Source organism: Sulfitobacter sediminivivens (assembly GCF_042611115.2).
GTDB classification, from domain to species: Bacteria; Pseudomonadota; Alphaproteobacteria; order Rhodobacterales; family Rhodobacteraceae; genus Sulfitobacter; species Sulfitobacter sediminivivens.
Genome location: NZ_JBHGAR020000001.1, coordinates 1 through 12,940 on the forward strand (window position 1 = coordinate 1; position 12,940 = coordinate 12,940).

At 51.4% G+C, this 12,940-nt stretch carries 13 protein-coding genes and 1 pseudogene; 9 read left to right on the plus strand and 5 right to left on the minus strand.

Annotation, left to right across the window (positions count from 1 at the left end; all coding sequences use genetic code 11):
- Window positions 1-155 precede the first annotated feature (155 nt).
- Together ACEWL3_RS00005 and ACEWL3_RS00010 are read left to right on the plus strand one after the other, a co-directional pair.
- Window positions 156-680, plus strand: a complete 525-nt coding sequence (locus tag ACEWL3_RS00005) for a replication-relaxation family protein (protein ID WP_435000471.1) — start codon at window positions 156-158, stop codon at window positions 678-680.
- Window positions 681-865: 185 nt separating this feature from the next.
- Window positions 866-1,621 (plus strand): glycosyltransferase, encoded by a 756-nt coding sequence (locus ACEWL3_RS00010; RefSeq protein ID WP_386176992.1) that lies wholly within the window; start codon window positions 866-868, stop codon window positions 1,619-1,621.
- A 16-nt stretch (window positions 1,622-1,637) separates the two neighbouring features.
- Here the strand turns inward: ACEWL3_RS00010 and ACEWL3_RS00015 are convergent.
- From ACEWL3_RS00015 to ACEWL3_RS00035, 5 genes and pseudogenes are all read right to left on the minus strand, one after another.
- Window positions 1,638-1,879: pseudogene (locus ACEWL3_RS00015) on the minus strand (IS3 family transposase); the annotation flags it as partial.
- A gap of 34 nt (window positions 1,880-1,913) precedes the next feature.
- Window positions 1,914-2,843, minus strand: a complete 930-nt coding sequence (locus tag ACEWL3_RS00020; protein ID WP_386176993.1) for a glycosyltransferase — start codon at window positions 2,841-2,843, stop codon at window positions 1,914-1,916.
- A 233-nt stretch (window positions 2,844-3,076) separates the two neighbouring features.
- Complete coding sequence (locus ACEWL3_RS00025) at window positions 3,077-3,796, minus strand: FkbM family methyltransferase (RefSeq protein WP_386176995.1); 720 nt, start codon at window positions 3,794-3,796, stop codon at window positions 3,077-3,079.
- Between the two features lie 706 nt (window positions 3,797-4,502).
- Window positions 4,503-5,390, minus strand: a complete 888-nt coding sequence (locus ACEWL3_RS00030; RefSeq protein ID WP_435000472.1) for a glycosyltransferase family 2 protein — start codon at window positions 5,388-5,390, stop codon at window positions 4,503-4,505.
- 660 nt (window positions 5,391-6,050) lie between these two features.
- Window positions 6,051-6,239, minus strand: coding sequence for a helix-turn-helix transcriptional regulator (locus tag ACEWL3_RS00035; protein ID WP_386176998.1), 189 nt, complete (start codon window positions 6,237-6,239; stop codon window positions 6,051-6,053).
- Between the two features lie 647 nt (window positions 6,240-6,886).
- On the opposite strand from ACEWL3_RS00035, the gene ACEWL3_RS00040 reads away from it, so the two are divergent.
- The 7 genes from ACEWL3_RS00040 (at window position 6,887) to ACEWL3_RS00070 (ending at window position 12,937) form a co-directional block, all read left to right on the plus strand.
- Entirely contained in the window at window positions 6,887-7,978 is a 1,092-nt protein-coding gene (locus ACEWL3_RS00040) for a cupin domain-containing protein (RefSeq protein WP_386177000.1), read from the plus strand.
- Between the two features lie 123 nt (window positions 7,979-8,101).
- The gene (pcaF, locus tag ACEWL3_RS00045; RefSeq protein WP_386177001.1) at window positions 8,102-9,304 is read left to right on the plus strand and encodes a 3-oxoadipyl-CoA thiolase; all 1,203 of its coding nucleotides are present in this window, start codon (window positions 8,102-8,104) and stop codon (window positions 9,302-9,304) included.
- Window positions 9,305-9,307: 3 nt separating this feature from the next.
- On the plus strand, window positions 9,308-10,300 hold the full coding sequence (gene paaA, locus ACEWL3_RS00050) for a 1,2-phenylacetyl-CoA epoxidase subunit PaaA (RefSeq protein ID WP_386177002.1): 993 nt from the start codon (window positions 9,308-9,310) through the stop codon (window positions 10,298-10,300).
- A gap of 4 nt (window positions 10,301-10,304) precedes the next feature.
- Window positions 10,305-10,649 (plus strand): 1,2-phenylacetyl-CoA epoxidase subunit PaaB, encoded by a 345-nt coding sequence (paaB, locus tag ACEWL3_RS00055; RefSeq protein WP_386177003.1) that lies wholly within the window; start codon window positions 10,305-10,307, stop codon window positions 10,647-10,649.
- 29 nt (window positions 10,650-10,678) lie between these two features.
- The gene (paaC, locus tag ACEWL3_RS00060) at window positions 10,679-11,401 is read left to right on the plus strand and encodes a 1,2-phenylacetyl-CoA epoxidase subunit PaaC (protein WP_386177860.1); all 723 of its coding nucleotides are present in this window, start codon (window positions 10,679-10,681) and stop codon (window positions 11,399-11,401) included.
- Window positions 11,365-11,862, plus strand: coding sequence for a 1,2-phenylacetyl-CoA epoxidase subunit PaaD (gene paaD, locus ACEWL3_RS00065; protein WP_435000473.1), 498 nt, complete (start codon window positions 11,365-11,367; stop codon window positions 11,860-11,862). The genes paaC and paaD overlap by 37 nt, the downstream gene beginning before the upstream one ends.
- Before the next feature lie 10 nt (window positions 11,863-11,872).
- Window positions 11,873-12,937, plus strand: coding sequence for a 2Fe-2S iron-sulfur cluster-binding protein (locus ACEWL3_RS00070; RefSeq protein WP_386177005.1), 1,065 nt, complete (start codon window positions 11,873-11,875; stop codon window positions 12,935-12,937).
- The last annotated feature ends 3 nt before the right edge of the window (window positions 12,938-12,940 follow it).

The window sequence follows — 12,940 nt, forward strand, 5'->3', positions numbered from 1 at the left end:
CTTTCCTCGCCGCGCAGGCATGCCAATACAATACGGATCTTCTCTTCAGCTGAATATGTCTGTCGGGTCTTACGGCGGATGTTTTTAACCACCTTGTCGGCAGCATCTTTCGATGTCTGCGGTTTCTTCGTCATCTCGATCTCCTAATCGATAAGATGAACCAGAAATCCTCCCTTATTCAAATCCTCAAATCTGTCCCAAGGGTGCTGACGTCAGACAGTTCGAGTGCGATTGAGATTGGTGCAACGCGGGCTGGATTGGAGTATATTCCTGCCTCACGAATCCTGAACATCAGGGATGTGCCGCTTGGAATGCCGCTCGACAAAGGCACCGTAATCCCTGACCAGCTTTTCGCCATCAAGTACGAAGACGGTTATCGCGCGTATGCCCTGGAAGTTGATCGCGGGACAGAACCAGTGCGTTCTAGGGCGGCGCGGAAATCTTTGCAGCGTTCCGTGCAGCAATATAGAGAAGTTTTGGATCACAAATTGCATCATCGGCACTATAGGCTGAAGTGTAACTTGATGGTGTTTTGGGTGTTTGGCAGCAAAGCGCGTGAGCACCAGTTTGCCGAGCTTTGTGAAAATGATGATAAGACCATGATTTCAAATATTTTCGAAAAGCAGTTCCCAGTGTCCAAAGCTTTAATCTCTACTATCGCCGACAACGATGTTCTTTGAAAAAGTGCTGAAAGTTTGATCTTCACTGTCGCATACAGGCAACTAATACAACTATTCTTGGGGCGACACTACCTCCGGTAGTGTCGGATTGGAAGCACTTCGTAATATCAGTTATTCAATGCTGCTTGGCACGTGGGTTCCCAGTCGCTTTGTGTCTTCGCCCCAAAAATATATCGGTGGTATAAATGGATAGTTCATTGAGTTTAAGTGTTTGTATACCAGCATATTCTATGGGTGGGATGGGTGCGAAATATTTACGAGTGTCACTGGATATCCTTGCGAAACAGACCTTTCGTAATTTCGAAGTGATTGTCGCCGACCAATCGGACGACAGTCACATTGCTGACCTCTGTTCGAGCTATGCTGACATGACTATCCGCCATTTGGATACAAGGCATCTGAAAAGACAAAGTTCCGCAAATACAAACGCTGCGATCAATGCCGCACAGAACGAGATTGTGAAAATCCTGTTTCAAGATGACTTCTTGAACGGCGATGATGCGATCACACAAATCGCACATGCCTTTGCGGAACCTGAGGTTAAGTGGGTCGTAACCGGATCTGAGCACACCCGCGACGGCCATACTTTAATCCGACCCTTCGTTCCAAAGTTTCATGACCGTATCCAGTTTGGCAAGAACACTATCAGCAGCCCTTCTGTGCTGGCCTTGCGCCGCGAGAAAGCACCCAGCTTTGATGAGGCGCTAATATGGCTGATGGATGTCGATTTTTATAAACAATGTGCGCTACGCTTCGGACCACCAAAAATACTGCGCAAGCCTCTGGTCGTGAACAGACAGCACGCTAGTCAAGTCAGCGAAAGCGTCAGCCGTGCGCGTGTGCGTCAGGAACTACGCCATGTCCGTCGAAAATACGCGGCGCATATGAGTTGGGGGGACTGGTTGCATTACGTTGGTCGGTTGCGTCGCTCCTTGCTATAAGGAGCCATCAATTTGGGTTAACCGCCCAACCAATGACACGGCGGGAATGCAAGTCCAGGATGACGGCGAGATTTAGCCAGCCTTCTCGGATCCAGATATAACTGATGTCACCCGCCCACTTTTGTATGGCTGGTCAGCAGTGATGTTCCGATCCAGCGGGTTTGGCGCAATGTTGAACTTGTGATCGCTATCCGTCGTTACCTTGTGTTTGCGGGTTCGCACGACAGACATACTGTTCTGACGCATCAACCTACCGACGGAAAAAATACAATCTGTGTTTCAAAAAGTATTTTCAGCGCCGTTTTAAAAGGTGAAAGAACTCGCTCGCATAGGCTTTCAGAGTCAGTTTCGGATTCTTCAGAGCTAACGGAAAAACGTCGTACTTATTTGTATGGAACGATAGCCGTGCGCGGCTAATAAAGTGTCTTTTTTTAAGCAATAAAATGATAGGATCTTCTTCCAATAAGCCATAAACTCGTGCGTCATCAAGTCGGTCAGCATAGACAGCCTGGCTGATCATGAGAGTTTTCATCCGTCGCGCACGGATTGCATTGAGACGTCGGTCTTTGAAATTAAGGTGGGAAAGCCCCACACCTTCGCGATAATATAGGAGCGGTTTATCTATCAAGCTAATTCGACCTTCAAGTGCTGCGCGAAATCCTAGAATGTGGTCATCGAACACCTGGGCCCGGTTTAGTGGCCCGTACTTTCTGAATAGCTCTCGGCTCCAGCCTCCCGATGCTCCCAAGTAATGAAATAAAGACGGAGCTAACAGCAGAGGGTCTTGTGTCTTGAAAAGGTCTGCATTCCTATATTCAGAAATGCGTTCCTGACCACTTTCATCGATGGGCACCGCGTACGAGTGAACTAATTGAGGTGAGTCTTTGCTAAATGCAGCTTGTATACAAGTTGCCCGTTCTGGGAATGATACGTCATCACCATATGCGGGAATAATTATTTCACCTTCGGTCCGGAGAACCGATTGATTTATGTGCGCTATTAGCCCGATATTTACATCATTCCGGTTTACGACAACCTTGTGGGGACCATTATACCCCTTAACAACCTCTTTGATCACTGTAAAAGTCAAGTCTGTTGAACAATCGTCAGAGACAAGTATTTCAATTGGTTTTCCGGTTTGCGCAAGAGCAGCTTCGACTGCATGACGCACGTAAGCCTCCTGATTGTAAGTCAGGACAATCATGCTGGCACCATACTTCAATACTTTATCCCCTTGAAGGAATTTAAAAATTTTTATTCAGATTGATGAAGTGCCCATTACAATCCAAGTCATTGTTATTGATCTACTTCAAGGCCCGGTGGGCCTAAAGCTTCACTCGTAGAATTTGGAGTAGTTACGCTAAGATTTGCTCCACCATACCTGCAAGATTTTCCATATAAAATCTTCGCATTTCATCGTTGTGCCAGCGCGTTTTTGACCAAATTCGAGGCATATTAAGTAACCTTCTCAAACGAGACTACGTTCCCCGTAGATAGATCATGGCGAGGGTATAAGTTGGCTGCGACGCAGGAATCATAAATCTTTTTGATCCCTTGACGTAAAATTACTTTGGGATGGAGCTCAATTACCAGTACGCGAATACCCTTAAGATCGACATTGGAAAGCAGTTCTTCCTCACCACCTTCGATATCGAGAACCAAGACGTCAGGAGAAAACTCTGATAAGACAGATTGGAAACTTACGGTCGGCACACTTACTACCGACTTCACTTCCCCGATTGGCTCTACTAACGAACTCGCAGCGAATGACTCATGGATGAAGAAATCACGGTGACTGTCCTTGACTTCCCCATTTACAAGAACAGCGTTGCGTAAATCGATTGAAGTCACGCCATTTCTACCATGTAGATCTCGTATGGGATCAATAAGCGCCGGGTTTGCCTCATAGGAACGGATCGTCACATCAGGGAATTTTTTTGCCGCCAGACTCGATACTATACCAATGCCGACACCAAGCTCCAAAATGCGATCCCCGGGACTAACTAGGCCTAACAATCCATCAATTTCTGGAACTTCGTAACCAGACCAAGTCAATTGATCAAAGATTCGCCGATCGATATGATCTCCTCCGAGCGGGACTGTAAGACCTCTATAATTAATACTCTTGCGCTTTTTCCAACCGAATCGCTTAGCCGTTTTTATAAAAACGTTCATCTCAAAGGCTCTCCTAGCTTCCGACGACTCTTAGGAGTAGTTAATAATCATAACTTCACACGAGCCTTTCAAGAACTTACTTAGTGTAACGAGATTGCGCGGTAAAGGTCCCTTCAAAACACTTCTCCCTTGCGGCACGGCCCGGTAGACCTGGACTTACCCCGGTTTAGGTCCGGTCTCGTTCGAGCAATATTTGTTACGAAAGAGACAAGTCGCCGCAAGAATCTTGAAGTCGCTCAGTTTTGAGCTGCTGCCAATGGTATTGGCTCAATAATGCATATCGCCGCCGTGAACCCTGTGCATACGGATGAATCCTGTCCTACGTCTATTACTTAACGCAGGATCTGCATGTCCTTGCAGACTGGTTTGCGCACTGCGGCGTCACCAGCGTCACTATGGAAACCTCCGAGCTCTATTGGATCCCGGTCTTTGAGGTTTTGGAGCAATGTGAGTTTGAGATCATTCTGGCGAATACCCGATTTGCCAAGAACCTGCCTAGGTGGAAAATGGACACACGCGATGCCACTTGGCTGCGACAGCTTCTTCCCACAAGTCCCCACGAAATCGGAAGCTAACGGGAGGCCTTCGTCAGTCATGGAGAAAGACGTAAGACCGCCACGCAAGAGCTGGTCGATCAGGTCAAACTGGGATTAACATCTGACGGGCCTGTTCTGCTGCCGACAACCGCTAAGACGAAATGGAACCACTACAGCGACTGCTCTTCCGAATGGCGGGGCAAATTTTTGTGCTGTGACAGAAAATCGGCCAATTGTGTGTCCTTGACCACACATTCCATATCAATTTCATTGAAAATCTTGTTGGAACGTACATCATTATTGAGCGGATCAGAAACATCTCCACGTCGCATTTTGATGTTATTCCAGAAATACTGGCTTTGATTAACGTAGTGATTGAGTTGAAAAATATTGTTGGAGGATATTGTCCGTGACGAACAAAGTCCCTTGATTGCGTGAATCTGCAGATTGGATTTCGATTTGATTTCACTTGTCCGGCAGATCCACTTACGAAATCCATGATGTTCCAAGTCCGGCCGCCGTATCAAAAGGTCTGAGCGAAGGCTGTTCGGATGTTCTATGTAGCCACTGCTCCCGAAGATTGTCCAGTTTGCATAGATGACATCCACATCCGTGAAAAGTTTCATCTCATCGCGCAGCATATTTCCGGACTTGCAGAACCAAAACTCGTCCAAATCAGCGATCAACAACCACTCGCAACTTTGCTGAACCTTAAATTTCTGGAACGCCGTCCAGTAGTGATCAAGCTGGGCGTAGGGTTGGTCCAGACTGATGCACTGCACAAAACCGCTATCGATCCAGCGCTGCACTTTGGCAAGGCTATCATCGGTACTGCCATTGTCGATCAGGTAAATGGAGCCGACGCCCTGCCATTCATAATGCGAGATCCACTCTTCTATATTAAGAGCCTCGTTCTTCATTATGGCCAAAACGCACAATGTATTGGTCTTGGCAGGCGTCCTAACCTGACGTCCCGCCCGCCGCCTGCTAGTTCTTGTCCGGTTCCATTTTCGAAATTTGGTTATGGCGAAAAAATCTATTTTCATAGCAGAACTCATCTAATTACGAAAAGCGGCAGCAGGAGAAATTCAATATTTCTATAACTGTAAATTGGAAAATAGACGTCTACAATGGTACTTTGAAAAAATTCGATCTATTGATGATGAGTTGAATAGCATGCGTTCTGAACTTGGCCCTGTCGAATGACGACTCGTGGCCGCCGCCCCCAATCGCCTGTATTCACCTGTTGCCCGCTTGCCACAGAAACGAACCTGCGCAAACTGCCCCCACAGTGCTTCCGCGGCTGTAACGACAACGCGTAAATCCACCCGGAGGTGGCTGGTAAGATATCCGGTCGGGCTGGCAACAGATTGCGTATGTTTTGATTCTATATTTTTGGCCTTGGTCATACCGCACAATCTCCATCGGTAGCGCAGCAACTTACATAAGAATTTACCGGATCTTTCATTCAACAGAATGGCCACCGCATTGGGTGATTGGAGAGATTTTTACAGCGCCGGAAGTCGAGAACATGCCAGCGCAACCAACCAAACTGAGTTTTTCAAGCACCAACTCAAAACCCTACTGTTGAATAAGTCGAATGGGACTTAGCAAGTATGTTGAAAGAGTGAGCTTCATCGATAGACTCAGACTGGACCTAAGGAAAGTGGGTGACCAGACAGTGCACACCTGATCACCCACGCCCCTTTTCAGGAGTGTCAGTTCGGCTGTTCGCGCCGCGCAAGTCTGACTTCAAGCCAATCCAACACTTCGCGCTCAACCCAGCCAACCCGGTTCGAGCCCAGCTGTACCCGCTGGGGGAATTGGCCTGCTTTTTCCAGCCTGGCTATGTGTTGCGGCGAATACAGGACCATCTCCTTAACCTGGCGTTTTGAAAGTAACCTCATCACGATCTCTCCTTGAATGAAGAGCATCGCGATGCTCGGGTTTAGACAAATCTCCCGAGAAGGCTTCAGTTTAACCACTTGCTGATGTGGATCAAGTCGCTGATTTTGGTTGCCCGCGACGATCTTGAGATTGAGCCGAAGACTGGGTTCTACTATATCCAGCTAAGGTGTTAGATGTTGATATGCTGAGTCCTTGTCCCGCACCCGAACCTCTAAACGCTACCCGATCTGTGGGTATCAGTGGGGGTATCGAGCAAAACCACACACGACTTAACATTTTGAAATCAAATGATTAAGCTGCGGATGTGAGTCCTCTCCTGTACCAATTCTTTGGAAGAGTATCTTTTAATTATATGAAATTGAGCTGTTGGAAATTCCCACAACCCCATCAGAATAATTAGATGCTCCTTCATTCCCACATGTTCCGCAGCAAACTTGTAACGGGGCCGCTGTGTTACCCAAGCGGGCCCTATGAGGGTAAGGAATCTTCTGGGGTCATCTGGCACAACCAATCCGCGTTGCCCGACAGTTGGCAATGGCAGATGGATTGCGCCCTGACTTGTTCACAAAAGCAAAAACGGCATACTGCGGCCATCTGCATTTTTCAGCCCTTTCGTCGCCGTCCAATAACCAACAAGGATCACAGGATGAGTTCATCTGACATCAAAGCGGAATTCCTTTTACCAACCGAGGAGTTGCGCAATGATCTGCCGTTTTTTACAAGGACGCTGGGCATGCGGCTTGAGAATATTTTCCCGGCCGATGATCCCTCGGTGGCCAGTTTTTCGGGTCATGGGATCCGGATCAGGATTGAAAAAGGTGCTCCTGTTCCGCCGGGCCATCTGCGAATTTTGACCGACGATCCTGCTGGTTTTGCCGATGGTAAGCTATCATTGACCGCGCCCAATGGCACCAAGATTGAAATTGTGCCGCTGTCACCAACCGTTGAACAGCCTGCAACAAAGCATGAATTTGCCGTACGCCGCTTGCGTGATGAGGCACCTTGGGTAATCGGCCGCGCCGGGATGCATTACCGCGATCTGATCCCGACCCGGCTTGGTGGGTCGATCATTGCCAGTCACATCCGCATCCCTGATGGCGGCCCAGTCCCGGATATGGTGCACTATCACACGGTCGGATTTCAGCTCATTTTCTGCTACAAGGGCTGGGTTGATGTTCTTTACGAGGATCAAGGTGACGCCATCCGCCTGCATGCGGGCGATTGTGTAACCCAACCCCCCGGCATCCGTCACCGGGTGGTCGAAGCCTCTGCCGAGATCGAGGTCATCGAAATTGGTGTCCCCGCCGAACATGTCACCACCATTGATCATAAATTCACCCTGCCCAATGGCAAGGGCGATCCCAGTCGCGAATGGGATGGGCAGACCTTTGTCCATCACATCAAGGACAAGGCAGATTGGGCCCCTTTTCGGATTCCGGGGTTCACGATGCGCGACACGGGTATCGCTGCAGGAACCAAAGGTGTTGCGGGCATTCAGGTCGCTCGATTTGACACGGGAAACCCGCCAGCCTGCACGCACGATGCGGACATCCATTTTACCTTTGTCATGGATGGCACAATGACCCTTTCTGCCGAGGGCCAAACGGATCGTGATTTGCAACCCGGAGATGCCTTTGTCATCCCGCCCCATATGATGGCGCAGTACAAGGATTGTTCTGAGGATCTGGAACTGTTGGAGGTCGCGTTAAGAGGGGACTTTTCCACCAAAATCGTGTAAAATTGGACAGAGGTTCGCTCAACATGTTACTGAATGTTGAAATACGCTGAAGATCGGTAACATTAATCTTGCTCTGTTATCCCTGATCGGCTAGCTTTCGGCACGGCAAAGGGGGAAATCCGTTTGGAAGCCTTAATATGTGATGCGATACGCACTCCAATTGGACGTTACGGCGGTGCTCTGGCAAGTGTGCGGCCCGACGATCTTGCCGCCATTACGATTGCCGCATTGATGGCGCGAAACCCGAACGTGGATTGGTCGCAGGTCGATGATGTCATCCTTGGGTGCGCCAATCAGGCAGGCGAAGATAACAGAAATGTTGCCCGTATGGCGGCCCTTTTAGCAGGGCTTCCAGTGGATGTGCCCGGGGCCACCATCAATCGGCTCTGCGCCTCTGGCATGGACGCCGTTGGTGCCGCCGCCCGCGCCATTCGCGCCGGCGATATGGATCTGGCTATCGCGGGTGGCGTCGAAAGCATGACGCGCGCACCCTTCGTGATGCCCAAAGCCGAAACAGCCTATTCTCGCGGGAACGCCGTCTATGACACGACGATTGGCTGGCGGTTCATCAATCCGTTGATGAAGGCGCAATATGGTGTCGATTCAATGCCTGAAACGGCCGACAATGTCGCTGAGGACCACACTGTGACCCGCGCCGATCAGGATGCCTTTGCCCTGCGCAGTCAGCAACGCTGGGCTGCGGCGGATGCTGCTGGCATCTTTGCCGAAGAAGTCACGCCCGTGTCCATCCCACAGCGCAAGGGCGACCCCATCATCGTGGACAGCGACGAACACCCGCGCCCAGACACAACTGCCGACAAACTGGCAAAGTTGCGTGGCATCAACGGTGCTGACCTGACCGTCACGGCGGGCAATGCGTCTGGCGTGAACGACGGTGCCGCGGCGCTTTTGATTGCATCGGCGCAGGCGGCGAACGATCACAAGCTGACACCAATTGCCCGCGTCGTGGCGATGTCTGCCGCAGGGGTGGAACCGCGTGTCATGGGCATTGGCCCGATCCCGGCCTGTCAAAAGGTTTTCGCCCGCGCGGGCCTCACCATCGGCCAGATGGATGTGATCGAGCTAAACGAGGCTTTCGCATCCCAAGGCCTTGCCACCCTCCGCGCTTTGGGCGTTGCAGATGATGCTCCCCATGTGAACGCCAACGGCGGGGCCATTGCCCTTGGCCATCCGCTTGGCATGTCTGGCGCACGGCTGGTAATGACCGCCGCCTTGCAACTCAAACGCACCGGTGGCCGCTATGCCCTTTGCACAATGTGTGTGGGTGTTGGGCAAGGTGTTGCCATGATCCTAGAAAGGGCCTGAACGATGTACGCACAGATGATCCAGTCTACCGGCAAAGGCGTCAAATCCCTGGACGAGATGGAACCGGACGAACGCGCCTTTCAGGAACGTATCAACGCCGGTGGCAAGATTGAGCCGAAGGATTGGATGCCTGATGGCTATCGCAAAAACCTGATCCGGCAAATCGGCCAGCACGCCCATTCCGAGATCGTCGGCCAATTGCCCGAAGGCAACTGGGTGACCCGCGCGCCGACACTCGAACGCAAAGCGATCCTGCTGGCCAAGGTCCAGGATGAGGCCGGGCATGGTTTGTACCTTTATTGCGCTGCTGAAACGCTCGGCGTGACCCGCGATCAGATGACGCGTGACCTGTTGTCAGGCAAAATGAAATACTCTTCGATCTTCAATTATCCGACCCTAACATGGGCGGATATGGGTGCTGTGGGTTGGTTGGTCGATGGTGCCGCAATCATGAATCAGGTGCCGCTGCAACGCACATCATACGGCCCCTATGCCCGAGCGATGGTGCGCATCTGCAAAGAAGAATCCTTTCACCAGCGCCAGGGGTTCGACATCATGATGAAGATGGCGAACGGCACCGAGGCACAGCGAAAAATGGCTCAGGATGCGTTGAACAGGTTCTGGTATCCGTCTTTGATGATGTTCGGACCCTCAGATGCTGAATCGGTCCATTCCGCGCAAAGCATGGCGTGGAAGATCAAGATGAACACCAATGATGAGCTGCGCCAGAAATTCGTCGATCAAACCGCCCCGCAGGCCGCATACCTTGGCCTGACTATTCCCGACGACAAGCTGAAGCTTAACGAGGAAACCGGGCATTACGAGTTCAGCGAACCTGATTGGGAAGAATTCTTTGACGTTTTGCGCGGCAATGGCCCGTGCAACACCGAACGGCTGGAGGCGCGCAACAAGGCGTGGGACGACGGGCGTTGGGTGCGTGAAGGATTGCTGGCCCACGCCGAAAAGAAGCGCGCAAGCACATTAGCAGCGGAGTAAGATCATGAGCAGCCCTGAATCCAGCGAATATGACGGCACCGAGGCCGTGCCACATGGCAAAGCCCGCGCAACCGAATGGCCGTTGTGGGAAATCTTCATCCGGGGCCAGCACGGGCTTAGCCATAGACATGTCGGCTCGCTCCATGCCCCAGATGCGGCAATGGCCATCAAGAATGCCCGCGATGTCTACACACGCCGCAACGAAGGGGTCAGCATCTGGGCCGTTCAGGCGATGGATATTGCGGCCTCCTCGCCCGAGGATAAGGGCGCGCTTTATGAGCCTGCCAATGACAAGGTTTACCGCCACCCTACATTCTTTGATATCCCGGACGAAGTGGGGGCGATGTGACCCAACCGCTCTTTGAATTTCTGTGCCGCATGGGCGACAACACCCTTGTTTTGGGCCACCGCGTCTCTGAATGGTGTGGCGTTGCCCCGGTCCTTGAAGAAGACATCGCTTTGGCCAACACGGCGCTCGATATGATCGGGCAGACACAGCTTTGGCTTGGTCTGGCCGGCCAAGTCGAAGGCAATTCGCGCGATGCAGATACGCTGGCGTTTCGCCGTGACGTTTGGGACTTTCGGAACGTTTTGTTGGTGGAACAACCAAATGGCGATTTTGGCCACACCATGATGCGTCAGTTCCTGTTTGATGGCTGGCATCTGGCACAATTGAAGGCCCTGATGGGGTCATCCAATGCCGAGATTGCCGCAATTGCGGAAAAATCGACCAAGGAAGTGACGTATCACCTTGAACGATCCTCTGACACGGTGATCGGCCTTGGGGATGGCACCGAAGAAAGCCACAATCGGATGCAAAAAGCGCTCGATCGATTGTGGCCCTATGTCGGGGAAATGTTTGTGTCTGATGCCGTTGATGAACAAATGGTCAAAGACGGCATTGCGCCAGACCCTGCATCTTTGCGCGAGGGGTATGATGCCTTGTTAAGTGATGTGTTTACCGCCGCTACCTTGGTCCGACCGACCACCGACTTTGCGCACAAAGGCGGCAAATCCGGCGTTCGGCATTCTGAACATCTGGGGCACATATTGACGCAGATGCAATGGCTCCAACGCGCCTATCCGGATGCGACATGGTGATCGAAAAGCCTTCGTTAGACACTGTTTGGGATTGGCTGGCGCAGGTGCCCGACCCGGAAATTCCGGTGATTTCGCTGACTGATCTGGGCATCATCCGCGACGTTCAGTGGCATGGTGATACGTTGGAAGTCACCGTCACGCCGACCTATTCCGGCTGTCCAGCGACCAGCATCATCAATCTTGATATCGAAACGGCCCTCAAGGCCAAGGGCATCGAAAAACTGTCTCTAAAAAGGCAATTATCGCCCGCCTGGACCACCGGTTGGCTGTCTGACGCGGGCCGCGAGAAACTGGAACGCTATGGGATTGCCCCACCCCAACCGACAGGCGGTCCAAAGGCCTGTCCGCATTGCAAATCCAGTCAGGTCGAAAAGATCAGCCAATTCGGTTCGACCCCCTGCAAAGCGCAATGGCGTTGTAAGGACTGTCTGGAACCCTTCGACTATTTCAAGTGCATTTGAGGCCCCCGAAATGAACCAGTTTCTTCCCCTTACCGTGACTGATATTCACCATACGATCCGTGATGCAGTTGTCCTGACGCTTGAGCCTGCGGACCCTGCGGCGTTTGCGTTTACCCAGGGCCAGTACCTGACCTTCAAACAGGATTTCGACGGCACCGAGTTGCGCCGCAATTATTCGATTTGCGCCGGACTTGATGACAATGTTTTGCAAATTGGTATCAAACGGGTTGATGGTGGCGCGTTCTCGACCTTTGCGAATACCCGTCTGAAGGTTGGCGACACACTTCATGCGATGCCCCCTCAGGGCAAGTTTTTTACTAAGTTAGAGCCTGATAAGGCTAAAAATTATCTCGGTTTTGCAGGGGGGTCAGGGATCACCCCTGTCCTGTCGATCCTTAAAACAGTGTTGAAGCGCGAACCCCAGTCAACTTTCACATTGGTCTACGCAAACCGCGCCGTGAACACAGTCATGTTTCGCGAAGAACTTGAGGACCTGAAGAACCGCTATATGGGTCGCCTGACCATCATTCACATGCTGGAATCAGGGCAGGATATTGATCTGTTTACCGGCCGCGTCGATCAAGAGAAATGCGCGATGCTGTTCAAGCATTGGATTGACGTGAAGAATATGGATACCGCGTTCATCTGCGGGCCGGAGCCGATGATGCTGGCCATCTCAGAATCCCTAAAAAAGCACGGGTTAGAGCCTGATAAGATTAAATTTGAGCTCTTTAGTGAAAGCCAGCAAGGACAGTTGGCGAAACAGGAAATGGCGAAGCGCAGCGAAGGTGAGACAGGCACGCAAGTCACAGTAATCATCGAAGGGGCACAGCGCACGTTTGAGATGACCAAGGGACAATCCGTACTGGAGGCTGCGCTGGCGAACGGCCAGGACGCGCCTTTTGCCTGCAAGGCGGGCGTTTGTTCGACCTGCATGGGCAAGGTCATTGAAGGCGAAGTTGAAATGCTGAGCAATCACGCCCTTGAGGATTACGAGGTTGAACGCGGTTATGTGCTGACCTGTCAGAGCTATCCGCTCAGTGACACGCTCATCATAGACTACGATACGCACTAGGAG

Bases quoted from the DNA above. Each gene is read 5' to 3' on its own strand.
- ACEWL3_RS00005 (WP_435000471.1), top strand. From the start codon at position 156: ATGAACCAGAAATCCTCCCTTATTCAAATCCTCAAATCTGTCCCAAGG.
- ACEWL3_RS00010 (WP_386176992.1), top strand. From the start codon at position 866: ATGGATAGTTCATTGAGTTTAAGTGTTTGTATACCAGCATATTCTATG.
- ACEWL3_RS00025 (WP_386176995.1), bottom strand. From the start codon at position 3,796: ATGAACGTTTTTATAAAAACGGCTAAGCGATTCGGTTGGAAAAAGCGC.
- ACEWL3_RS00030 (WP_435000472.1), bottom strand. From the start codon at position 5,390: ATGAGTTCTGCTATGAAAATAGATTTTTTCGCCATAACCAAATTTCGA.
- ACEWL3_RS00035 (WP_386176998.1), bottom strand. From the start codon at position 6,239: ATGAGGTTACTTTCAAAACGCCAGGTTAAGGAGATGGTCCTGTATTCG.
- ACEWL3_RS00040 (WP_386177000.1), top strand. From the start codon at position 6,887: ATGAGTTCATCTGACATCAAAGCGGAATTCCTTTTACCAACCGAGGAG.
- paaA (WP_386177002.1), top strand. From the start codon at position 9,308: ATGTACGCACAGATGATCCAGTCTACCGGCAAAGGCGTCAAATCCCTG.
- paaB (WP_386177003.1), top strand. From the start codon at position 10,305: ATGAGCAGCCCTGAATCCAGCGAATATGACGGCACCGAGGCCGTGCCA.
- paaC (WP_386177860.1), top strand. From the start codon at position 10,679: ATGGGCGACAACACCCTTGTTTTGGGCCACCGCGTCTCTGAATGGTGT.
- paaD (WP_435000473.1), top strand. From the start codon at position 11,365: ATGGCTCCAACGCGCCTATCCGGATGCGACATGGTGATCGAAAAGCCT.
- ACEWL3_RS00070 (WP_386177005.1), top strand. From the start codon at position 11,873: ATGAACCAGTTTCTTCCCCTTACCGTGACTGATATTCACCATACGATC.